This is a genomic window from Comamonas granuli NBRC 101663, assembly GCF_000739995.1.
GTDB lineage: Bacteria > Pseudomonadota > Gammaproteobacteria > Burkholderiales > Burkholderiaceae_C > Simplicispira > Simplicispira granuli.
The window spans coordinates 109,412-129,769 of record NZ_BBJX01000013.1 but is presented as its reverse complement, the minus strand read 5'-3'; the positions used below and the strand labels follow the sequence as shown (position 1 = coordinate 129,769).

At 63.3% G+C, this 20,358-nt stretch carries 18 protein-coding genes; 12 read left to right on the top strand and 6 right to left on the bottom strand.

Features of this window, described 5'->3' with window-relative positions:
* The first annotated feature begins 21 nt into the window (after window positions 1-21).
* Window positions 22-333 carry a flagellar hook-basal body complex protein FliE gene (fliE, locus tag CGR01S_RS13520; protein WP_042428171.1) on the top strand — a complete coding sequence of 104 codons (312 nt, stop codon included), beginning with the start codon at window positions 22-24 and terminating at the stop codon, window positions 331-333.
* Between the two features lie 164 nt (window positions 334-497).
* Here the strand turns inward: fliE and CGR01S_RS13515 are convergent, their stop codons facing one another.
* The 4 genes from CGR01S_RS13515 to CGR01S_RS13500 all read right to left on the bottom strand — a co-directional run bounded on the left by CGR01S_RS13515 (window position 498) and on the right by CGR01S_RS13500 (window position 4,156).
* Window positions 498-797 carry a flagellar protein FliT gene (locus tag CGR01S_RS13515; protein WP_042428260.1) on the bottom strand — a complete coding sequence of 100 codons (300 nt, stop codon included), beginning with the start codon at window positions 795-797 and terminating at the stop codon, window positions 498-500.
* A gap of 11 nt (window positions 798-808) precedes the next feature.
* Window positions 809-1,228, bottom strand: a complete 420-nt coding sequence (gene fliS / locus CGR01S_RS13510; RefSeq protein ID WP_042428257.1) for a flagellar export chaperone FliS — start codon at window positions 1,226-1,228, stop codon at window positions 809-811.
* Window positions 1,229-1,358: 130 nt separating this feature from the next.
* On the bottom strand, window positions 1,359-2,792 hold the full coding sequence (fliD, locus tag CGR01S_RS13505; RefSeq protein ID WP_042428169.1) for a flagellar filament capping protein FliD: 1,434 nt from the start codon (window positions 2,790-2,792) through the stop codon (window positions 1,359-1,361).
* A gap of 161 nt (window positions 2,793-2,953) precedes the next feature.
* The gene (locus CGR01S_RS13500; protein WP_042428165.1) at window positions 2,954-4,156 is read right to left on the bottom strand and encodes a flagellin N-terminal helical domain-containing protein; all 1,203 of its coding nucleotides are present in this window, start codon (window positions 4,154-4,156) and stop codon (window positions 2,954-2,956) included.
* A 429-nt stretch (window positions 4,157-4,585) separates the two neighbouring features.
* Between CGR01S_RS13500 and CGR01S_RS13495 the strand changes: the two genes are divergently transcribed.
* The 5 genes from CGR01S_RS13495 (at window position 4,586) to CGR01S_RS13475 (ending at window position 9,722) form a co-directional block, all read left to right on the top strand.
* Window positions 4,586-5,797 (top strand): flagellin N-terminal helical domain-containing protein, encoded by a 1,212-nt coding sequence (locus tag CGR01S_RS13495; RefSeq protein WP_042428162.1) that lies wholly within the window; start codon window positions 4,586-4,588, stop codon window positions 5,795-5,797.
* Between the two features lie 95 nt (window positions 5,798-5,892).
* A complete protein-coding gene (locus CGR01S_RS13490) occupies window positions 5,893-7,173 on the top strand; it encodes an ATP-grasp domain-containing protein (protein ID WP_042428160.1) in 1,281 nt (426 codons plus the stop codon).
* 23 nt (window positions 7,174-7,196) lie between these two features.
* Window positions 7,197-7,982 (top strand): crotonobetainyl-CoA--carnitine CoA-transferase, encoded by a 786-nt coding sequence (locus CGR01S_RS13485; RefSeq protein ID WP_042428156.1) that lies wholly within the window; start codon window positions 7,197-7,199, stop codon window positions 7,980-7,982.
* An 8-nt stretch (window positions 7,983-7,990) separates the two neighbouring features.
* Window positions 7,991-8,455: an adenylyltransferase/cytidyltransferase family protein gene (locus tag CGR01S_RS13480; RefSeq protein WP_042428153.1), complete on the top strand. Its 465-nt coding sequence runs from the start codon at window positions 7,991-7,993 to the stop codon at window positions 8,453-8,455.
* Between the two features lie 10 nt (window positions 8,456-8,465).
* Entirely contained in the window at window positions 8,466-9,722 is a 1,257-nt protein-coding gene (locus CGR01S_RS13475; protein WP_042428150.1) for a CDP-glycerol glycerophosphotransferase family protein, read from the top strand.
* 61 nt (window positions 9,723-9,783) lie between these two features.
* Here CGR01S_RS13475 and CGR01S_RS13470 read toward each other — a convergent pair whose 3' ends face one another.
* Both CGR01S_RS13470 and CGR01S_RS13465 read right to left on the bottom strand, forming a co-directional pair.
* Window positions 9,784-10,914 carry a DegT/DnrJ/EryC1/StrS family aminotransferase gene (locus CGR01S_RS13470; protein ID WP_042428148.1) on the bottom strand — a complete coding sequence of 377 codons (1,131 nt, stop codon included), beginning with the start codon at window positions 10,912-10,914 and terminating at the stop codon, window positions 9,784-9,786.
* Window positions 10,911-13,859 carry a tetratricopeptide repeat protein gene (locus CGR01S_RS13465; RefSeq protein ID WP_156967577.1) on the bottom strand — a complete coding sequence of 983 codons (2,949 nt, stop codon included), beginning with the start codon at window positions 13,857-13,859 and terminating at the stop codon, window positions 10,911-10,913. The genes CGR01S_RS13470 and CGR01S_RS13465 overlap by 4 nt, the downstream gene beginning before the upstream one ends.
* A gap of 250 nt (window positions 13,860-14,109) precedes the next feature.
* On the opposite strand from CGR01S_RS13465, the gene motA reads away from it, so the two are divergent.
* The 6 genes from motA to flhA all read left to right on the top strand — a co-directional run bounded on the left by motA (window position 14,110) and on the right by flhA (window position 20,357).
* On the top strand, window positions 14,110-14,970 hold the full coding sequence (motA, locus tag CGR01S_RS13460; protein ID WP_042428145.1) for a flagellar motor stator protein MotA: 861 nt from the start codon (window positions 14,110-14,112) through the stop codon (window positions 14,968-14,970).
* Between the two features lie 24 nt (window positions 14,971-14,994).
* The gene (gene motB, locus CGR01S_RS13455; protein ID WP_042428142.1) at window positions 14,995-15,933 is read left to right on the top strand and encodes a flagellar motor protein MotB; all 939 of its coding nucleotides are present in this window, start codon (window positions 14,995-14,997) and stop codon (window positions 15,931-15,933) included.
* A gap of 66 nt (window positions 15,934-15,999) precedes the next feature.
* Window positions 16,000-16,386: a chemotaxis response regulator CheY gene (cheY, locus tag CGR01S_RS13450; RefSeq protein ID WP_042428139.1), complete on the top strand. Its 387-nt coding sequence runs from the start codon at window positions 16,000-16,002 to the stop codon at window positions 16,384-16,386.
* 5 nt (window positions 16,387-16,391) lie between these two features.
* A complete protein-coding gene (locus tag CGR01S_RS13445) occupies window positions 16,392-17,030 on the top strand; it encodes a protein phosphatase CheZ (protein WP_042428136.1) in 639 nt (212 codons plus the stop codon).
* 100 nt (window positions 17,031-17,130) lie between these two features.
* Window positions 17,131-18,285 (top strand): EscU/YscU/HrcU family type III secretion system export apparatus switch protein, encoded by a 1,155-nt coding sequence (locus CGR01S_RS13440; protein WP_042428133.1) that lies wholly within the window; start codon window positions 17,131-17,133, stop codon window positions 18,283-18,285.
* Window positions 18,282-20,357 carry a flagellar biosynthesis protein FlhA gene (flhA, locus tag CGR01S_RS13435; RefSeq protein WP_042428130.1) on the top strand — a complete coding sequence of 692 codons (2,076 nt, stop codon included), beginning with the start codon at window positions 18,282-18,284 and terminating at the stop codon, window positions 20,355-20,357. The genes CGR01S_RS13440 and flhA overlap by 4 nt, the downstream gene beginning before the upstream one ends.
* The last annotated feature ends 1 nt before the right edge of the window (window position 20,358 follow it).

Sequence of the window (20,358 nt, the reverse complement as noted above, 5' to 3'; positions counted from 1 at the left end):
TGTCACTGCACGGATACCGCCATGGACCTCCGCATTCCCAGCACCACCACCCCGCTTGCGGGCGCAGGCATGGCGCGCCGTGCCCAGCCCACACCCGCCGAAACCCGCAGCGCCGGCTTTTCAGACGCCCTCAAGGGGGCCCTGCAATCCGTCAGCAGTGCCCAGAACGAGGCGGGCCGCATGCAGCGCGAAGTGCAACTGGAGAACCCCAACGTCAGTCTGGAAGAAACCATGGTGGCCATCCAGAAGGCGCAGATCGGCTTTCAGGCCACGCTGCACGTGCGCAACCGCATGGTCCAGGCCTACACCGACATCATGAACATGCAGGTGTGAGCTGGTGTTTTACTACTGATTTGATAGCTGTTTGCGCTTGACCAGAAAGCGCCAAAGCCATTTTTTCCATAAAAAAAGCCGGCCACCTCGCGGTGCCGGCTTTTTGCATGGGCCGGGTCGCCAGGGGGCCAACCCGGTGCAGCGCCACCACGCCGCCCCTGCATTCAATGCATGGTCTGCGGCTGCCCGTCGAACAGGTGCTCGAACTGGGCCAGCCAGGGCTCGGCCAGGATGCGGATCTGCGCGTCGTTGCGCAGGATGCGCTGCATGATGCGGGTCTTTTCCTTGCGGTGCTCGGGCGGGAGCTCGTGCTCCTGCGACTTGAACCGCAGCTCCTCGATCAGCACGGCGCAAGCGCCTTCGTAGCGCACCACGCCATCCCAGTCGCTGGCACGGGCGGCTTCGAGCATCTTGAGGCTGCTGTCTTCGATGGCCTTGTAGTAGTCGATCAGCATATCGGACATCATCCAACCTTTTATTCTTGAGTTCCTGCAGTGCTTGCAGCCGCACCGATTTCTTCCCAACTCTGCGCGACGGGCGCGATCAACTGCACCACCTCTTCCACCAGGGAGGCATCGTTGCGCAGATTGGCCAGTGTCAATTGCCGGATGCTGTAGGCATACAACAGCCGCAGGTTGTCGGCGAGTTCCCCGCCCTGTGCCGGGTTGAGCGCGCCTTTGAGGCCCTCGTCCAGGATGCGCACCGCCTTGCTCAAGTGGCGTCCCTTTTCCTCGATCTCGCCACGCTGCATGGCACCGCGCGCCGCGTGGAGCGACTGCATCAGACCATCGAACAACATCTTGATCAGCATGTGCGGCGTTGCCCCATCGACACAGGACTGAACGCCCACCTGCCGATATGCCGTGGCTGCGCGAGAACTGACCGGGGTGTACATCGACTGCTCCTTCATGTGCTACCTGTTTTTGTTATCGGCAGTTCATTGGCAAACTCAAGCACCACAGGGGTCGGATTGCGCCGCAAATGCCCCTCTCATCGCACCATGGAGCCATGCGGCACAGGGCGGCTCAGCGGCTCTTGTTCCATTGGCTGACCTGCTGTGCCACGTAGCTGTTGAGCGCCGAGAGCGACCCCATTTGCTTGTCCAGCGCGGAATACTGCGCGCGCAGGCGCTTTTCCAGGACGGCGGCGCGCTCCGACACCTTGTCCTGCTCCGTTGTGTTGCGCTTGGCTGCGGCGCTGAGGGCATCGGACTTGCTGTCCATCACGCCATTGAACGACAGCAGCCCGGAGAGATAGCCCTTGATCTTCACGGCCAGGCCATCGGCCACCGCACCCTTGGCCGTACTGCTGGCGAACATGGCCTTGACGGCGTCGGGGTCCTTCAAGGCCTTGTCGAGCTTGCTGGCGTCCACCGTCAGCTTGCCCCCGCGCTGCATCTCGATACCGATGTCGGAGAGCCGTTTGAAGGCGCCATCGCCGCCCATGGTGGCCGTCACCTGCTGGCGCAGCGCATTGAGCAGCCCCACGGCAGAGCTGTCGCCCTGGAGCACGCCCGCCGTCTTGGTTTCCTCGTCGTACTTGGTCGACGTGCCCAGCAGGTCGTTGAGGGCGTTGAAGGCGTCGACGAAATCCGTGATGTTCTTTTTCACCGCCGCGTTGTCCGGGCTCACCGCGATCTCGGCGTCCGTCGTGGTGACCTCCGAGACCTTGATGCTCAGGCCCGGAATGGCGTCGGCAAAGGTGTTATCGGCCGAGGAAACAGCAATGCCGTTGATCTTGGCCTGGGTATTCTGGGCATACTGGGCTGCCTGCGCCGCCATGCCCGTGCCCGGCGCGTTCTCCGGGTCAAACGCCAGGGCCGACAGGCCCGGCGCCCCCGGGTCCTCTGCCACCTGGATGCGAAACCCCGAGGCCTCTCCGGTGGCCTTGGAACGCAGCAACAGGCGCTCGCCCGAGGCATCGCGCAGCACCGTCGCGGACACACCGGCATTTTTTTCATTGATGGCCACGGCGATCTTGGTCAGAGAGTCGGCCGCATCCACCGAGATGGTGACCGCATCCGCGGTGCCCGGGGCAAAGGTGGGCGAGGTGTCCGTATCCTTCCAGGTGCCGAGCTGCAGGGTCAGCACGCCACCGCCCACAGGGGCATCGAGCACCGGGTTGGCGGCTGTCGCCACGGACTGCGCACGCGCCAGCTTCTGCACGCTCATGCCGAACGACGTGGTGCTGGCAATGCCCGTGATGCTGACCGCGACCGCCTTTTCGTTGGAGGACGTGGCCTTCATCGCATTCCAACCGCTGTCGCGCGTGAGCTTGGCCGCCGCGTCGGAGAACGTCGACATGAGCGACTTGACCTGCGAAAAGGTCGAGATCTTGGACTGGATGGACGCAGCCGTCGTCTGGAGCTTGGCAATGGGCCGCTTTTCCAGTGCCACGAGCTTGGAGACAATGCCCTCGACATCCAGTCCACTGCCAATGCCGGTCGATGAAATGGCCATGTCAACCTCCTGATCAAGCCCATGGTAAGGGTTTTGCAAAAACCACCGCGTGATTTTTGCAAAACCAGCGCCAGGCAAAAGCCGGAAAAGCGGCGCAGGGACAGTGCCCTACGCCGCTTCGCAAGGCCGGGCAGTGCCCCGGCCCTGATATGCCCCTCAGTTCAACGCAGGAGAGACAGGACCTGCTGCGGCAACTGATTGGCCTGCGACACCATGGCAACACCGGCCTGCTGCAGGATCTGCGAGCGCGTGAGGCTTCCGGTTTCCTTGGCGAAATCCGCATCCACGATGCGTCCGCGCGACGCCGACAGATTTTCCGTCTGGATGTCGATGTTGCCCACCGAATTCTCAAAGCGGCTCTGCAGTGCACCCAACTGTGCACGCGCCGTGTTGACCTGGTCAATGGCGCTATCAATCTTCTTGAGCGCCACCCAAGCATCGGCCTGGGTTTCGATGCTGATCGTGTCAATGCCAGTGATGGAGGTGCCCGTGGCAGCCACAATGCTCACGCCCGCATTGCTGATGCCCGTGGTGCTGGCATCAAAACCCGAGAATGTAATGCCCGTCACCGCATTGCCCGATGCATCCACCTTGGCCGATCGGAATTCCACCGAGAACCCTTTGACGCTATCGCCCGAAAGGAACGCCGTCACCCCGGTGTCGGAGGACTTGCGGTTGATGGCCTCGACAACCTGACCCATACGCTCGCTGGCGGAGTTGGCCTTGGCCAGCTTGCCCAGGTCGGTGGTCACCCCATCGACGGTGATTTGCAGCGAGCTCGTCGTGGCACTCAGGCTGGAAACGGTTGCGGCCGAGATGTTCGTGACGCTGCTGGTGCCGAATTGAACGCTGGCCAGGCCCTTGGCCGTGGAATTGGTCAGGGCGCCCACGGTGATGTTCTCGCCCGAGTTCGCACCCACCTGGAACACGGCACCAGCAAAGCCGCCATCAAGAATCTTGGTGCCGTTGAAGTTGGTCTGCTTGGCCACGCGGTCGATCTCGTCGCGCAACTGGTTCACCTCGGCCTGCAGGGCTTCGCGGTCGGACTTGCTGTTGGTGGCGTTGCCCGATTGCACGGCCAGCTCGCGCATGCGCTGCAGCATGTCGCCCACCTTACCCAGGGCGCCTTCCGCGGTCTGCGCCAGCGAAATGCCGTCGTTGGCATTGCGCGAAGCCACCGTCAAACCCTTGACCTGCGTGTTCATGCGCTCGGAGATGGCCAGGCCGGCGGCATCGTCCTTGGCACTGTTCACGCGCAGGCCCGAGGACAAGCGCTGCATGGAGACTGCCATCGAACTGGCCGAGAGGCCCAGATTGCGCTGGGCAGTGAGGGCAGTCACGTTGGTATTGATATTTAAGGCCATTTGAAACACTCCTTGATTACGAATCCCGGCCGAGCCGTCGGTCAAACCACTGGCGCTGGCGCCAGCATCCCAGACCGGAGCAGCCACAACAGAAACCCATCGCCTGCCGGTCAACAAATTCAGTGAACTTGTTGCATGGGTTATCGGGAACCCCCCGCGGAACTTTAGGCGTTCGTAACAAAAAATATTCGGCGTCCCGCCAACCCTCCTCCCGGAAGCCCCTGCGCGCCAGAGCCGCTGCCCTGGGACTCTGGGCGCAGTCCAGCCCCCTGCAAACCGCGCTATTGGGCGTGGTTTCCCCCGTTTTTCCCCCCGCTGCCCCAGGCCGCGCTGCGAAAGAATTCACCCAACGCTAGGGTTACCAGCCAGTCCATGGTGTCCTTGGCCACGGCAGCAATGCCGAAATTTCCTGTCTCAAGGAGTTCTGCAATGGCCTCGACCATCAACACCAATATCGCTTCCCTCAACGCACAGCGCAACCTGGGCCTCTCGGCCGGCTCCCTGGCCGTTTCCATGCAGCGCCTGTCCTCGGGCCTGCGCGTGAACAGTGCCAAGGACGATGCCGCCGGCCTGGCCATCTCCGAGCGCATGAACACCCAGGTCAGGGGCCTGACGGTGGCTTCGCGCAATGCCAACGACGGCATTTCGCTGGCGCAGACCGCAGAAGGCGCCCTGGGCAAGGTGGGCGACATGCTGCAGCGCATGCGCGAGCTGGCCGTGCAGGCCGGCAACGCCACCAACAGCAAGTCCGACCGCGAAGCCCTGCAGGCCGAGGTGAACCAGTTGCGCGACGAGATCGACCGCGTGGCCAAGCAGTCGAGCTTCAACGGCACCAGAATTCTGGACGGCACCTTCTCCGGCGCCGTGTTCCAAATCGGCGCCAATTCCGGCGACACCATCACCGTCGGCGCCCTGACCGATACCACGGCCAAGGGCCTGGCCAGCATCGCTTTTGGTACCAGCAGCATCACGAGCATCGGCGCATCCAACATCACGGGGCTGAATGCCACCACGAGTTCACTGCAAATCACAGTCGATGGCGTGACCACCGACCTGGGTACGCTGGCCAAGGCACACTCCGCTTCTGAACGCCTGGGCCAGGTGATCGAGGCCATCAACCGCAAATCGGTGGATACCGGGATCACGGCCTTCCTCTCGGGCGATGCCGTCAAGGGCTTCTCTGTGGATTTCAGGTCATCGAAAGTAGACGCATCCGGCAACGCCATCACATCTGCGGACATTGTCTTTTCTGGGTTTGCAGTCACGACCACGGGATTTGCCGACGCAAGCGTCATCGTTGCTGCAGCGACGGGGCCCGCCGTCACAGGGATCGACACGATCAACATCTCGACACAGGCCGAAGCCTGGGTCGCACTCCGCAAGATCGACAACGCCATCGACCAGGTCAACTCGGCCCGCGCCAGCCTGGGGGCATTGCAGAGCCGCTTCGAAAGCTCTGTCTCCAACATCGACATCATGGTCGAGAACCTGGCCGCCTCGCGCGGACGCATCATCGACGCCGACTTTGCCAAGGAAACCGCCAACCTCTCGCGCACGCAAATCCTGCAGCAGGCCGGCACCGCCATGGTGGCCCAGGCCAACCAGTTGCCGCAGCAGGTCCTGCAGTTGCTGCAGCGCTGAGTACCGCCGGAAATTAAGGGGGCACGCACGCGGCATGCGCCAGGCTGGACCACAATGCGCCGTCTACCAGCCGCATTACAAAGCCACGCCATCCCATGCCTACCGCCAAGCGCATCCTCGTTTTTCCCTGCGGATCGGAAATCGGGCTGGAAATCCACCGTTCGCTGCGCTTTTCCACGCATTTTGAGTTGGTGGGCGCCTCCAGCGTGGAGGACCACGGCCGGTTCGTGTACGAGCGCTACATCGATGGATTGCCTTTCCACCACGCGCCCGACTTTGTCGAGGCCATGGCACGGGTGGTGCGTGAACAGCGCATCGACGCCATCTATCCCGCCATGGATGCCGTTGCCGACACCCTGCAGCAGCAAGCGGATCGCATAGGCTGCAAGGTCATTGGTTCGGGTCCGGACACCACCGCCGCCTGCGCCTCCAAGACGGCCACCTACCAGTTGCTGAACGGCCGGATCCCCCTGGCGCAACGCTTCGCCGACACCGAAAGCGCGCAGTACCCCATTTTCATCAAGCCGGACCGAGGCTACGGCGCCCGCAACAGCCTGCGCGCGGATTCCGCCGCCCAGGCCCAGGCCCACCTGGCCCGCCATGCCGGCCAAGCCATGCTGCTGCAGGAGTACCTGCCAGGCCGGGAATGGACCATCGATTGCTTCTCGGACCGGCATGGCGCTTTGCGCTTCCACTGCGCACGCGGGCGCGACCGTGTCAGCAATGGCATCAGCGTACGGACCAGCCCCAGTGCGGACTTCCAGGCGGAGTTTGCCCACTGGGCACAGCAGATCCACCAAGCCCTCCAGCCCCGCGGGGCCTGGTTCTTCCAGGCCCGCGAAGACGCGCAAGGCCGCCCGCGCCTGCTCGAGGTCGCCGCCCGCCTGGGCGGTTCATCCGGCCTCTTTCGCTGCATGGGCGTGAACTTCGCACTGCTCAGCGCCTTTGACGCTTTCGATGGCGACGTGAGCATCACCCCGAACGCCTACCCGATCGTCCTCGATCGCGCCCTGGACAACCGCTATCGCATCGCCATCCAGTACAGCCAGGTGTTCGTGGACCTGGACGATTGCCTGCTGGTGCAGGGGCGGGTGAACCATCAATTGGTTGGCTACCTGTACAAGGCCATTTCGGACGGCAAGCGCATCACGCTGCTGACCCGCCACAAGCGGCCGCCCGAAGCCACATTGCGCGAATACAGGCTCCAGGCCCTGTTCGACCGGGTGATCCACCTCTCTGCCGAGGAAAAAAAGTCGGATCACATTGATTGCCAGGACGCCATCTTCATTGACGACTCCTTCGCAGAGCGACAGGAAGTTGCACAGCGCAAGAAAATTCCGGTGTTTGCGCCGGACATGGTTGAAGCCTTGCTATAAAAAACACCCAGGAGAACTCGATAATGAACCAGAACCAAAGCTCTGAAGCAATGACGAACAAAAAGCACCTCGTCTCATTTCGCACCGAAAAGACGCTGTCGTCTCTCAACGAATTGCTCGCTACCACGCAAGCGTTGCTTCCACACTTTGGAGAACATGGCTGGAACCGACACAGCCTAGTGACGGCCAATGTCACCGTTCTATCTCGACTGCTCTATCTGAACGAGCTGTACCAAAAGATCATTGATGTCCCTGGCGTGATTTGCGAGTTTGGCGTGCAATGGGGCGCGACACTGACCCAACTCATCAACCTGCGCAGCATCTACGAACCATTCAACCACAGCCGCACCATATGCGGATTTGACACCTTCGGTGGCTTTCCTTCTGTGCATGCGAAGGACGGGGGTGACTACCAACCCGGCGACCTGGCCACTCTGACAAACTATGAAGAGACGCTGGAGCGCATTCTGACCCTTATCGAATCCTTCCCCCCTCTTGCGCATCTCAAGAAATTCGAACTCATCAAGGGCGATGCCTCGATCACCATTGATCGCTGGCTAGACGACAACCCACATGCGATTGTGTCCTTGGCGATTTTCGATATGGACTTGTACGAGCCCACTTTGAAAGTATTGCAAAAGCTGATCCCGCGTCTGACACGTGGCTCAGTGATTGCATTCGACGAACTTAACTGCAAGTTCTTTCCTGGAGAAACGCAAGCTCTGAATGAGATCATGGGATTGAACAACCTGCGCCTACGGCGCAGCCCACTGCACCCATATTGCGCCTGGGCCGTCTTCGGTGAATAGGCAACGCCATGGCTTCCAAAGTTGTACTGACCTATGGAACATTTGATCTGTTTCATATTGGCCACCTGAACCTGCTGCGGCGCCTGCGCGCACTGGGAGACAGGCTCATCGTCGGCGTCTCCACGGATGAGTTCAATGCGCTGAAAGGGAAAAAGACCATCATCGGATTCGACGACCGCATCGAGATCGTGCGCAACCTCAAGTGCGTGGACATGGCCATCCCGGAAGACAACTGGGAGCAAAAGGTGGACGACATACGCGGCCACGGCGTCAGCATCTTCGGCATGGGTAGCGACTGGGAAGGTCGTTTCGACGAGCTCAAGGCGCACTGCGAAGTGGTTTACTTGCCCCGCACCGAAGGCGTCTCCAGTACCCAGATCAAAAAGACCCTGCAGGTGCTCGACCGCAGCCACGTGCAAGAGCTCAAGCAGGCGCTGGATCTCATCGCATCCATCGTCGATCGCTTTGAATGAGCGGCCCTCCATGCGCCAAAGTGTCTTCCGCTGCCTGCACCCTCTCTGGAGGCTTTACGATGCCCTGACCCCAAAGCAGGCAGACCATTGGGCGTTTGCGACGCACCACCTGCACTCGGGCCGCTTCGTCGAGAACCAGCGGGCGATGTTCGAGCACGTCAAGGCCGATCCCGCCATCCACAAGATCATCTTCTACCGCGGGCAACGTGAAGACTTCCAGATCGAAGATGCGGTGAACTACGAGATCGTGGAGCACGGAACGCTGCGCAGCCTGCGCCTGCTGGCGCGCTGCAAGGTGGTTTTCCTGACCCACTCGGTGTCCATGGATTTTTCGCTGCGCTGGGGGTCCAAGGCTTTCAGCATCCTGAAGCTCTCGATGCGCCGGCGCGTGGTGGTCAACCTGTGGCACGGCATTCCACTCAAGCGCCTGCTCTACGCCGCCAACGAGGGCACGCGCCAGCACACCGACCGCGTGCCTTACCGCCGCCAGGAACGCCTGGGCTATGCGGGCTTGATCGCCTCGTCCGACATCGACAGCTATGCCATGGCCGCCATGTTCTACCCGCTGAACTACCAGCAGGTATGGCGCACCGGCCTGCCGCGCAACGACTTCCTGAGTTGTGCGGCCGAGCGGCTGCCACGCTATATCCGCGAGTCCCTGGCGCGCATCCGTGCACTCAAGCGCGGCCGCAAGCTCGTGGTCTACGCCCCCACCTACCGTCAGACGGACGTGAGCGCCCAGGCCCGCTATTACCAGTTCTCGCCGGAGGAGATCCAGGCCCTGAAAGATATCTTGCACCGGCACGGCGCCGTCCTAGGCTACCGCCCGCACTATTTCAAGAACAGCAGCGCGTATTTCAACCTGGACCAGTACATCGACGGCGAAGACATCATTGACCTGTCACAGGCCGCGGTTCCCGAATTCTCGGCCGTGGCCCGCGAATGCGATGTGCTGGTCACGGACTACTCCAGCGTCTACATCGAGACGCTGTACCTGGGCAAGCCCGCCGTGTGCTTCGCCTACGACCTGGAAAACTACCAGACCGAGCAGGATGGCCTGCTCTACGACATGGATCTGGCCTTTCCCGGTCCGGTGTGCCGTGATTTCGACACGGTGCTGCGGGAAGTGGACGCCCTGCTGGGCAGCAGGAGCCAGAGCGTGGATGACCGCCAAGCCACGGCGCAAAAGCTGTTTTTTGCACACCGCGACCACGGCAATGCCCAGCGGGTGTACGACAAGGTCCTCCAGGCGCTGCACAAAATTTGAACAAAATATGGCTCCAGCGCTTATCCAGCAAGCGCTAGGGGCTATATTTTCAGGAGCAATCCTACCAAGGCCTGGAGATCAAGCCGATCACCTTGTCGACGATCTCCATGTCCAGCTCCGGGTAGATCGGCAGACACAGCACCTGGCTCGCCGCCTGGCGCGCCACCGGCAGGTTCTCGGCACTGGCTGAGGGCAGCGCCTTGTACATGGGAAATTCGCTGATCAGCGGATGGAAGTAGCGGCGGGCATAAATCCCGCGCTCCTTGAGCATCTGGTACAGGTGATCGCGGGCCAGCGGGTATGCCGGCTCGATCAGGATGGGGAAATACGCATGGTTGGCCTGCGTCTCCCCGGCGTCGCCCAGGCAACGCACGCCCTTGACCTGTGCCAGCCCGGCGCGGTACCGCGCGTCGATGGCCTTGCGCTTTTTCAGCGCTGCGTCGATGTGGCGCAATTGCACCAGCCCCAAGGCCGCATTGAACTCGCTCATCTTGCCGTTGATGCCCGGCGCCACCACGGTCACCTCGTCCACGAAGCCGAAGTTCTTGAGGTGATCGATGCGCCGCTTGGTCTTTGCATCGGGCGAGATGATGGCGCCGCCCTCGAAGGTATTGAACACCTTGGTCGCATGAAAGCTCAACACGGACAGGTCGCCGTGCGCCAGCACACTGTGCCCCTGCCACTGCACGCCAAAGGCATGGGCGGCGTCATAGATCACCTTGAGCCCATAGTTGTCGGCAATGGCTTCGATGCGATCCACGTCGCACGGGTGCCCATAGCAGTGCACCGGCATGATGGCCGTGGTCTGCGGCGTGATGGCCGCCTCGATCTTGGCCGGGTCGAGATTGAGCGTATCCGGGTGGATATCGACAAATACCGGCTTGATGCCGTTCCATAGCAGCGAGTGCGCCGTGGCGACGAAGGAATAGGGCGTGGTGATGACCTCCCCCGTGATGCGCAGGGCCTGCAATGCCGTGACCAGGGCGATCGTCCCGTTGGTGAACAGCGAGATGTGGGGAACCCCCAGGTACTCGCACAGGGCGTGCTCGAGCTGCTGGTGGAACGGACCATTGTTCGCCAACTTGCGGCTGCGCCAGATCTGCTCCAGGTAGGGCAGGAACTCGTCCAGCGGCGGCAGGCTGGGTTGGGTGACGTACACCATGGGTGCGGTCTCGGGGCTGCCGTTGCTCATGCGTCCTCCTCCATCAATGCGGGCAATCGCTGGATACCGATGTCCTCGTACTCCACGCGCAGGTTTTGTACGGCCGCGTCCGTACACCAGCGCCGCCACATCACGCGCAGCGCCTGGGCCAGGCCGGCTGCCACAACATCTAGCTGCGCGCTGTGAATATGCAACAGGTGTCCGCGCAGGCGGCTGCGCACTTGCTGCAGCCGCTCGGCATGCCGTGCCCAGTACAGGCTTTGCTCGACCATGTCGTCCACGCTGTCGAGCACAAACCCGCGCTCCAACCCGACCCGACGCAGGAACATGGCCGATTGGCGGCTGGGATAGGTGTCACCAGCCACCGTCAGCGTGGGCACGCCCATCCACAGGGCATGGTTGGTGGTGGTCCCGCCCGTGTAGGGGAAGGTGTCGAGACAGAGGTCCACCTCCCGGTGCAGGTGGAGGTAGTTGTAGAAATCGGTGCGCGGGCGAAAGAGCAGCCTGTCGGCCGCAATGCCTTCCTGCTCGAACCATTCCAGTATCTGGGCAGGGGTACCGACGCCGGGCATGCCGGCCATGAGCAGGCGCGACGTGGGCAGCGCCCGCAATACACGGCACCAGGCGGCAATGACCTCGCGATTGACCTTGCTGAGCCGGTTGAACGAGCCAAACGTGAGAAAGCCGTTGGCCAGCACGGGAGCATCGTTCACATCGGGCATGGACTCCAGCCCGTGGAAGGCCGAGACCGCGGGCAGTTCGACCATTTTCTCGACGAATTGGCGCTGGAAGACCTCGGGTGCCATATAGCCATGCTCCACCAGGCGATAGTCGATGGCGCGCACCCCGGTGGTGCCCGGGTAGCCGCCCCAGGTCACCTGCACAGGTGCAGGCTTGCGCCCGAACATGGCCAGCCGGTTGCCCGCTGTATGCCCGCTCAGGTCGATCAGGATGTCGATCGCATCTTCCTCAATCTGCGCCGCCAGCCGCTCGTCCGACAAGCCGATCACGGGGCGCCAGACAGCGAAGTGGCGTTCGATGGCTTCCGTGTCGATATCGCGTGCCGCGTGGTTGTAATAGGCGTAGCAAATGAGATCCGAGCGCTTGGCAAAGGCCTCGATGAACGGAATGAAGAACTTGGCCACGGCGTGCTGGCGGAAGTCGGCCGAGACAAAGCCGATGCGCAGGGTCCGCTCGGGGTCACGGTCGTTGGCGTGGCTGGTGCGCACGAAGCGCCCCACCCGCTGCGCGATGCGGTCGCCAAACAGCAGGTGCTCGCGCGTCAGCTCCTCCTGGTCCACATCGGTACTGTGGCTCAGGGCGTACAGCATGCAACTGCGCGCGAAATCAAAATCAGGTTTCAGCTCCAGCGCGCGCTGGAAATCACCCAGCGCCTCATCCACCTTGCCTTGCATGGTGTGGATCACGCCCAGATTGCTGTGCAACGAGGCCACCTCGGGCAGCACCTGCAGGCTGGCCTTGACCTCCTCTGCAGCGCGCTCGTAGTCGCCCTTTTCATACAGGGCCTGGCTGAGGTTGATGTGGGCCTCGGCGAAATCGGGTTTGCGCGCAATCGCATCGCGGAAGACGGTCAGGGCCTCGTCCCAGCGCTTTTGGGCCGCCAGGTTGGAGCCGATCTCAAACAAGATCACCACGTCATCCGGCTGCATCGCCAGGCAGCGGCGCAGGCAGGTCTCGGCCTCCTTCAGGCGCCCCTGGTGCTGCAGCAGGTGGCCCAGGCGGCGCAGCGCCGTCGGATGGTCCGGCTGCAGTTGCAGGGCACGGCGAAAGGCAGTTTCCGCGGCCGACAGCCGGCCCATGGCATGCAGGGTTTCACCGTAGGCTCCTTGCAGGTCGGCCGAGGCCGGCGACGCCGCCACGGCCGCTTTGAAGCACTGCAAGGCCTCTTCCACTTGACCCTGGGCGCTGTAGACCAGCCCCAGGTTCTGCAGGTTGACCGGATCGCCCGGCGCGATGGACAGGGCCTGGCGGTAGCTCTGCGCGGCCTCCTCGAGGCGGCCCTGCTTCCTGAGCAGAAAGCCCAGGTTGCTGTGCACATCGGCCCAGTGCGGCGCCAGCGCGGCAGCGCGCCGGTACCCGGCCTCGGCATCCTCCATCCGACCCATTTCCATCAGGGCATTGGCCTGGTTGAAATGCGCCAGCGCATAGCCGTCATCCAGCTCCAGGGCGCGGCCGAAAGACGCCAGCGCCTCTTCCATCAATCCCTCGCTGACCAGGGTATTGGCGAGGTTGCAGTGCGCCTCGGGGTCGAGCGGCAGCATGTGCGCCGCCTTGCGCTTGGCCTGCAGGGCCTCCTGTGCATGGCCCAGCTGCTGCTGGATGGCGCCCAGGAGCTTCCAGGTCGCGCCAGAGGAGGGATACCGCTGGGCCAGGCGCTTGGTCGATGCCAGTGCTTTGGCATAGGCCTTTTGGTTGAACAAGGCAATCGCCGCCTGCAGCTCGCGGGTGGCCGGGTCGGCCTGCACGCGCGGCCCCGTCGCTCCCCGCGGGGGCGCCTGGCGCAGTTGCCCGTCCGTACTGCCTGCGGGCGGCATGGCAGCCACCACAGCCCCCCCAGCGCGCGCCAAAGCCAGATCCTGCTCCAATTGCCGGCACTTGGCTTCGTCGAGCCCCTGGGCCTGCGCCAGCGGCAGCACCTGCTCCGCCATGTCAAAGGACTCCGCCTTGATCAGCGCGTCGAGATAGCTGAACCAGTACTGCGCGCGCCGGGGATCGGCATTGAGTGCCGCCTCGAAATACGGCAAAGACGCCGCAGGCCGCAGCAACTGCACCGCCAGCAAGACGCCCAGGTTGTGGTTGGCGTCCGGGTGCTCTGGCTGTTCGCGCAGGATGGCCTCGTACAGTTGCCTGGCTTCGTCAAAACGCCACTGCGCATGGCACTGCATGGCCTCGGCAAGCAGGCCGCTGAGCGTAGCGGATGTCGATGGAGCGGAAGTATCGCTGTCCTCAAGCATGGAAATGGCCTTTGGGGGTCACGGGCACGAAGCGGCACCTGACGCGAAGAATAACCGCCGTACCTCCCGCGAAACACCCGATATGCCCAGCAATCGCCCACCATATCGGAGGGAAGCAGGGAAACCGCGCATTGCATGATGCAATCCGATACATTCCCATCATTGCCTCGGCCATTCGCGACAGATACCCGGTATATCCATTGTTTTTCCCCTTGGGCGGGGTCCGCCCCCTCTGTCAGAATCTTTCACCATGCTCGTCATCATCGGCTATGCCCTCACCTTCGGATGCGTCTTCGGCGTGTTTGTCGCCCACGGCGGCAACGTCAAGGTGCTGCTGGATGCCCTGCCCTTTGAAATGATCACCATCGGAGGCGCGGCAGCAGGGGCCTTCATCGTGAACAACCAGCCCAAGGTATTGAAGGCGACCGCCGCGGCCGTGCCCGCTGCGCTCAAGGGCAACAAATACACCAAGGCACGCTACCTGGAGCTGCTGGCGCTGCTCTACGACATCCTGCAAAAAGCGCGCAAGGAAGGCCTGATGGCCATCGAAAAAGATGTGGAAACGCCGCAGGAGTCGGAAATCTTCAAAAAATACCCCACCGTGGGGTCAGACCACCATGTGGTCGAATTCACCACCGACTACCTGCGCATGATGGTGTCGGGCAATCTCAATGCCCATGAGATCGAGGCGCTCATGGACAGCGAGATCGACACCCACCACCAGGAAGCCCACGCGCCGGTCGCCGCGCTCACTCGCCTGGCGGGCGCCCTGCCGGCCTTCGGCATCGTGGCGGCTGTGCTGGGCGTGGTCAACACCATGGGCTCCGTGGGCCAGCCGCCCGCCGTGCTGGGGGGCATGATCGCCTCGGCGCTGGTGGGCACCTTCCTGGGCATTTTGCTGGCCTATGGCCTGGTCGAACCCATTGCCGGCCTGCTGGAGCAAAGGGCCGAGGATGCTGCCAAGGAGTTTGCGTGCATCAAGTCCACGCTGCTGGCGAGCATGCAGGGCTACAACCCGGCCACGGCCATCGAGTTTGGTCGCAAGGTGTTGTTCTCAGGCGACAGGCCAACGTTCATTGAACTGGAAGGCCACGTCAAGGGCAAGAAATAAGCGCCACGCCGCGCACTGCAAGCCATGGCAGAGAAAAAGCTCCAGCCCATCATCATCAAGCGGGTCAAGAAGGGCGGGCATGCCGCCCATGGCGGAGCCTGGAAGATCGCCTATGCCGACTTCGTGACGGCCATGATGGCCTTCTTCCTGCTCATGTGGCTGCTCGGCTCCACGGCCAAAGGCGACCTGCAGGGTATTGCCGACTATTTCAATTCGCCGCTGAAGGTCGCCATGGCGGGCGGCGACGGCTCGGGCAACAGCTCCAGCGTGGTTCCCGGGGGGGGCAACGATCTCTCGAAAGTGCACGGCCAGGTGCGTCGCTCCGAATCCGTGGAGAACAAGAACCGCCGCATGACGCCGGAACAGATGCGCGCCGAAATGGCCCGCCAGGACCAAGCGCGCATCAAGGCGCTCCAGGCCAGGGTGGACTCGGTCATCACCGCCAACACCCTGCTGAACGAGTACCGGGCGCAAATTCGCATGGACGTCACGCCCGACGGCCTGCAGATCCAGGTGATGGATTCGCAGAACCGTCCGATGTTCGACAGCGGCAGCGCGCTCGTCAAACCCTATATGCGTGACATTCTGCGGGGCATAGGCTCGGCGCTGACCGAGGTGGAAAACCGCATCAGCCTGGCCGGCCACACCGACGCCATGCCCTACGGCAACAGCGACCGCGGTTACAGCAACTGGGAGCTGTCCGCCGACCGCGCCAACGCCTCGCGCCGCGAACTGGTGGCCGCGGGCATGCCCGACGACAAGCTGGCGCGCGTGGTGGGGCTGGCAGCCAGTGATCCGCTGCTGCCCGAAGACCCTAGGGCAGCCACCAACCGGCGCATCACCATCACCGTGCTGACCCGCGAGGCCGAGGAGCGCCTGCTCGGGAAAACCATACCCACGGTTCCTGCGGCACAATGGGTCGAAGAAAAGAGCGACAATCCCCCTGAAAACGTCCAGAGGTAACAACTTGTCACGCCTCTGGTCTTCCCCCACAATTCTTGAAGATATTTCCGACCGAAAGGGTCCCAAGTGACCACACCCCTTCGTTTCCTCATCGTTGACGACTTCTCCACGATGCGCCGCATCGTGCGCAACCTGCTCAAGGAAAGCGGCTTCACCGAGGCCGATGAAGCCGAGGACGGCGTGGCCGCACTCAACAAGCTGCGCAACAGCAAGTTCGATTTCGTCGTCACCGACATCAATATGCCGAACATGAACGGCTTTCAGCTGCTTGCCGAGATCAAGGGTGACGACAAGCTCAAGCACCTGCCCGTCCTCATGGTGACGGCCGAGGCCCGCAAGGAAGACATCGTTGCAGCGGCCCAGGGGGGTGCCGCGGGCTACATCGTCAAGCCCTTCACCAAGGCCACCCTGGAAGAGAAAGTCACCCTGATCATCAAGAAACTGGGGTTGTAGGCGCCATGGACAACGGCCATATTCAGGAAGCCGCGCCCCCGGCGGGCGACGGCGACAACATCCACACCAAGATTGGCCAGCTGACGCGCCAGCTCCACGACGCCCTGAAGGAACTGGGCTACGCCGACCAGTTGACAGCCACCGTCGGGGAGCTGCCCGACGCCCAAAGCCGCCTGTCCTACATCGCGCGCCTCACGGGCGATGCCGCAGAGAAAGTGCTCAACCGCGTGGACCAGGCCAAGACGCACAATGATAGTCTGGCCGCGGAAGCGCGGGAGGTGATTGCCGCCATGGTCAAGAACCCGGTGGCCGCCGTCGCCACAGGCCGGATCATGAACTTCCTGCGGGACGTGGAGCAGGCCACCCAGACGACGGACGAGCACTTGACCGAAATCATGATGGCCCAGGACTTCCACGACCTCACGGGGCAGGTGATCGCCCGGGTGGTGGCACTGGCAGGCACCATCGAGCAGCAATTGGTGCAGCTCGTGATCGAAACCGCACCGGCACACGCCGCCATACAGGCTGCTGCAGAGCGCAAATCGGAACACCTGTCCGGCCCGGTGGTGGACCCCGAGAACACCCCGGACGTGGTGACCGACCAGTCGCAGGTGGATGACCTGCTCGCCAGCCTGGGTTTCTAATCCCCTTCCAAGCCCGAATAAGCGCCACCACAGGCCGCTATTCGGGCTTTAGTTTCCGCACCCCCTGGCCACAATGGCATGACAGCCGAGTCATGCCACCATGGAATCCAGCCAGGAACGCAACCTTCCCGCGACGGAGCGCAAGCTCCAGAAAGCCCGCACCGATGGGCAAGCCCCTCGGTCGCGCGATCTCTCGCACCTGGCGATCCTCGGGGCCGGCGCGCTGGCCCTGCTGGCGCTGACCCCCGCCCTGCTGGAGCACCTGCTGCGCGGCATGGGCCAGCAACTGGCCTTCGACGCACAGACCGTGCAAACTCCGTCGAGCATGCTCGCACGCCTGCAAAGCATGGCGGCCGTGGGTTTGATCGCCAGCGGTGTCTTCTCTGCGCTGACCGCCGCCGCCGCCCTGCTGGCTGCCGTGCTCGCAGGCGGCTGGATCTTCAGCACCAAGCCCATCGCCCCGCAGTTCAACCGGCTCAACCCGCTCTCCGGGCTGGCCAATCTGTTTTCCAAGCAGCAAATGGTCAACGTGGCCAAGATGGTGCTGCTCACCGGCGTGCTGACAGGGGTGGCCTGGAAATACATGAGCGGCAGCATCGACGAAGTGGCCGTGCTGGTGCTGCAACCGTCCAGCGCCGCGCTGCGCCATGTGGCCGACTGGCTCACCCAGGGCCTGGGCCTGCTGCTGCTGGTGGTGTTCCTGGCCGCACTGGTGGACGTGCCCTTGCAGGCGCTGCTGTTCAAGAACCGCCTGAAGATGTCGCACGAGGAAATCAAGCAGGAGCACAAGGAATCCGAAGGCAGTCCGCAGATCAAGAGCCGCATCCGCCAGCGCCAGCGCGAGATTGCCGACCGCGCCAGCATCACGGCCGTGCCCCAGGCGGATTTCGTGGTCATGAACCCTACGCACTACGCCGTGGCGCTGCGCTATGACGACCAGGCGATGAATGCCCCCCAGGTCATCGCCCGCGGCACCGACCTGCTGGCCTTCAAGATCCGCGACATCGCCCAGAACCACGACATCCCGGTGCTGCAATCCCCGGCGCTGGCACGTGCGCTCTATGCCCATGCCGAGCTGGACCAGCCCATTCCCGCGCCGCTCTATACCGCCGTGGCCCAGGTGCTGGCCTATGTGTACCGCCTCAAGGCCGCGCTGCGCGGCCAGGGCCGCATGCCCGGCGCCCAGCCCGACCCCTACGTTCCGCCCGAACTTGACCCGCTCCAGCGGGCTACCCACCGAGGCCAGCAGCCATGACCATCTCCCTTCAATCCGCACGGCAATGGGCCGGCACCAACGCCGCGGCTGTCCAGGGGCTCTCCGCCCCGCTGCTCGTGGTGGCCATCCTGGCGCTGATGGTGCTGCCCATCCCCGCCTGGCTGCTCGATACCTTCTTCACCATCAACATCGCCGTGGCCCTGATGGTGATGATGGTGGCGGCCTACATGCTCAAGCCGCTGGATTTTGCGGCCTTCCCCTCCGTGCTGCTGCTCACCACGCTGATGCGCCTGTCGCTCAACGTGGCCTCCACGCGCGTGGTGCTGCTGGAGGGTCACACCGGCCCGGGCGCTGCGGGCGCGGTGATCGAGGCTTTCGGCCACTTCCTGATCGGCGGCAACTTCGCGGTCGGCCTGATCGTGTTCTCCATTCTGGTGGTGATCAACTTCATCGTGATCACCAAGGGGGCCGAGCGCATTGCCGAAGTGTCCGCGCGCTTCACGCTCGACGCCATGCCCGGCAAGCAGATGGCCGTGGATGCCGACCTCAATGCCGGCCTGATCGACGAGACCGAGGCCAAGCGTCGGCGCGCTGAAGTCCAGGAAGAAGCCAACTTCTTCGGCTCCATGGACGGCGCCTCCAAGTTCGTGCGCGGCGATGCCATCGCCGGTATCCTGATTCTGCTGATTAACATCATCGGCGGCTTCGCCATCGGCATGCTGCAGCACGGCCTGTCGGCGGGCAAGGCAGCGGACACGTACATCCTGATGGCCGTGGGTGACGCCCTGGTGGCACAGATTCCGGGCCTCCTGATCTCGGTGGCTGCGGCCATGGTGATCTCGCGCGTGGGCAAGGAATCGGACATGGGCCAGCAAATCGTGCGCCAGCTCTTCACCTCGCCGCGTGTGCTGGGCGTGACTGCGGGCATCCTGATATTCCTGGGTCTGATCCCCGGCATGCCGCACATGGTGTTCCTGACCATCGGCGCGCTGCTCGGCTATGCCGCCTGGGTGCTGCTGCAGCGCGCCAAGGCACCCCCGCCGGTGGAAGCACCGCCCCCTGCGGTGGGCGATGGCGAAGCCACCTGGGACGACCTGCAGCCCGTGGATCTGCTGGGGCTGGAGCTGGGCTACCGCCTGATCGCGCTGGTGGACAAGTCGCGCCAGGGTGACCTGCTCACGCGCATCAAGGGCGTGCGCCGCAAGTTTGCCCAGGAGGTCGGCTTCTTGCCGCCGCCCGTGCATGTACGCGACAACCTGGAACTCAAGCCCAGCGGCTACCGCATCACGCTGCGCGGCGTGGTGGTCGGCGAGGGAGAGGCCTTCCCGGGGATGTTCCTGGCGATCAACCCCGGCGGCATCACCACCCCCCTGATCGGCACACCCACCACCGACCCGGCTTTTGGCCTGCCCGCGCACTGGATCGACGAACGCCAGAAGGAAGCGGCGCAAATGGCCGGTTTTACCGTGGTTGATTCGGAAACCGTGCTGGCGACCCATTTGTCACACTTGATGCAAATGCACGCCGCCAAGCTTCTCTCGCGCACCGAGACCCAGCAACTGGTGGAGCACGTGGGCAAGCTGGCCCCCAAACTGATCGAAGAAGTGGTGCCCAAGATGGTGTCGATTGCAACGTTCCAGAGAGTGCTGCAGCTGCTGCTGGAGGAATCGGTGCATATCCGCGACATCCGCACCATCATCGAAACCCTGGCCGAGCACGCCGCCGCCACCACCGACCCGGCCGAACTGGCACGCCGCGTGCGCATTGCTCTTTCACCCGCCATCGTGCAGCAAATCTATGGCCCCACGCGCGAACTCAGCGTCATCGCCATCGAACCCGGCCTGGAGCGCCTGCTCATGCAGGCCCTGGGCAATGCCAGCGGCCCCGCGCTCGACCCGGGGGTGGCGGACATCCTGACGCACAAAGCGGCCGAAGTCGCGCTCAAGCAGGAGGAAATGGGCCTGCCCGCCTGCCTGCTCGTGCCCGACGCCATCCGCAGCAGCATTGCGCGGCTCGTGCGCCGCATGGCACCGCGCCTGCAGGTGCTGGCGCACAGCGAGATCCCTGAGACGCACACCATCCGCATCGGCCCCATCCTCCAAGGAGCATAGG

Bases quoted from the DNA above. Each gene is read 5' to 3' on its own strand.
- fliE (WP_042428171.1), top strand. From the start codon at position 22: ATGGACCTCCGCATTCCCAGCACCACCACCCCGCTTGCGGGCGCAGGC.
- CGR01S_RS13515 (WP_042428260.1), bottom strand. From the start codon at position 797: ATGTCCGATATGCTGATCGACTACTACAAGGCCATCGAAGACAGCAGC.
- fliS (WP_042428257.1), bottom strand. From the start codon at position 1,228: ATGTACACCCCGGTCAGTTCTCGCGCAGCCACGGCATATCGGCAGGTG.
- fliD (WP_042428169.1), bottom strand. From the start codon at position 2,792: ATGGCCATTTCATCGACCGGCATTGGCAGTGGACTGGATGTCGAGGGC.
- CGR01S_RS13500 (WP_042428165.1), bottom strand. From the start codon at position 4,156: ATGGCCTTAAATATCAATACCAACGTGACTGCCCTCACTGCCCAGCGC.
- CGR01S_RS13495 (WP_042428162.1), top strand. From the start codon at position 4,586: ATGGCCTCGACCATCAACACCAATATCGCTTCCCTCAACGCACAGCGC.
- CGR01S_RS13490 (WP_042428160.1), top strand. From the start codon at position 5,893: ATGCCTACCGCCAAGCGCATCCTCGTTTTTCCCTGCGGATCGGAAATC.
- CGR01S_RS13485 (WP_042428156.1), top strand. From the start codon at position 7,197: ATGAACCAGAACCAAAGCTCTGAAGCAATGACGAACAAAAAGCACCTC.
- CGR01S_RS13480 (WP_042428153.1), top strand. From the start codon at position 7,991: ATGGCTTCCAAAGTTGTACTGACCTATGGAACATTTGATCTGTTTCAT.
- CGR01S_RS13475 (WP_042428150.1), top strand. From the start codon at position 8,466: ATGCGCCAAAGTGTCTTCCGCTGCCTGCACCCTCTCTGGAGGCTTTAC.
- CGR01S_RS13470 (WP_042428148.1), bottom strand. From the start codon at position 10,914: ATGAGCAACGGCAGCCCCGAGACCGCACCCATGGTGTACGTCACCCAA.
- CGR01S_RS13465 (WP_156967577.1), bottom strand. From the start codon at position 13,859: ATGCTTGAGGACAGCGATACTTCCGCTCCATCGACATCCGCTACGCTC.
- motA (WP_042428145.1), top strand. From the start codon at position 14,110: ATGCTCGTCATCATCGGCTATGCCCTCACCTTCGGATGCGTCTTCGGC.
- motB (WP_042428142.1), top strand. From the start codon at position 14,995: ATGGCAGAGAAAAAGCTCCAGCCCATCATCATCAAGCGGGTCAAGAAG.
- CGR01S_RS13445 (WP_042428136.1), top strand. From the start codon at position 16,392: ATGGACAACGGCCATATTCAGGAAGCCGCGCCCCCGGCGGGCGACGGC.
- CGR01S_RS13440 (WP_042428133.1), top strand. From the start codon at position 17,131: ATGGAATCCAGCCAGGAACGCAACCTTCCCGCGACGGAGCGCAAGCTC.
- flhA (WP_042428130.1), top strand. From the start codon at position 18,282: ATGACCATCTCCCTTCAATCCGCACGGCAATGGGCCGGCACCAACGCC.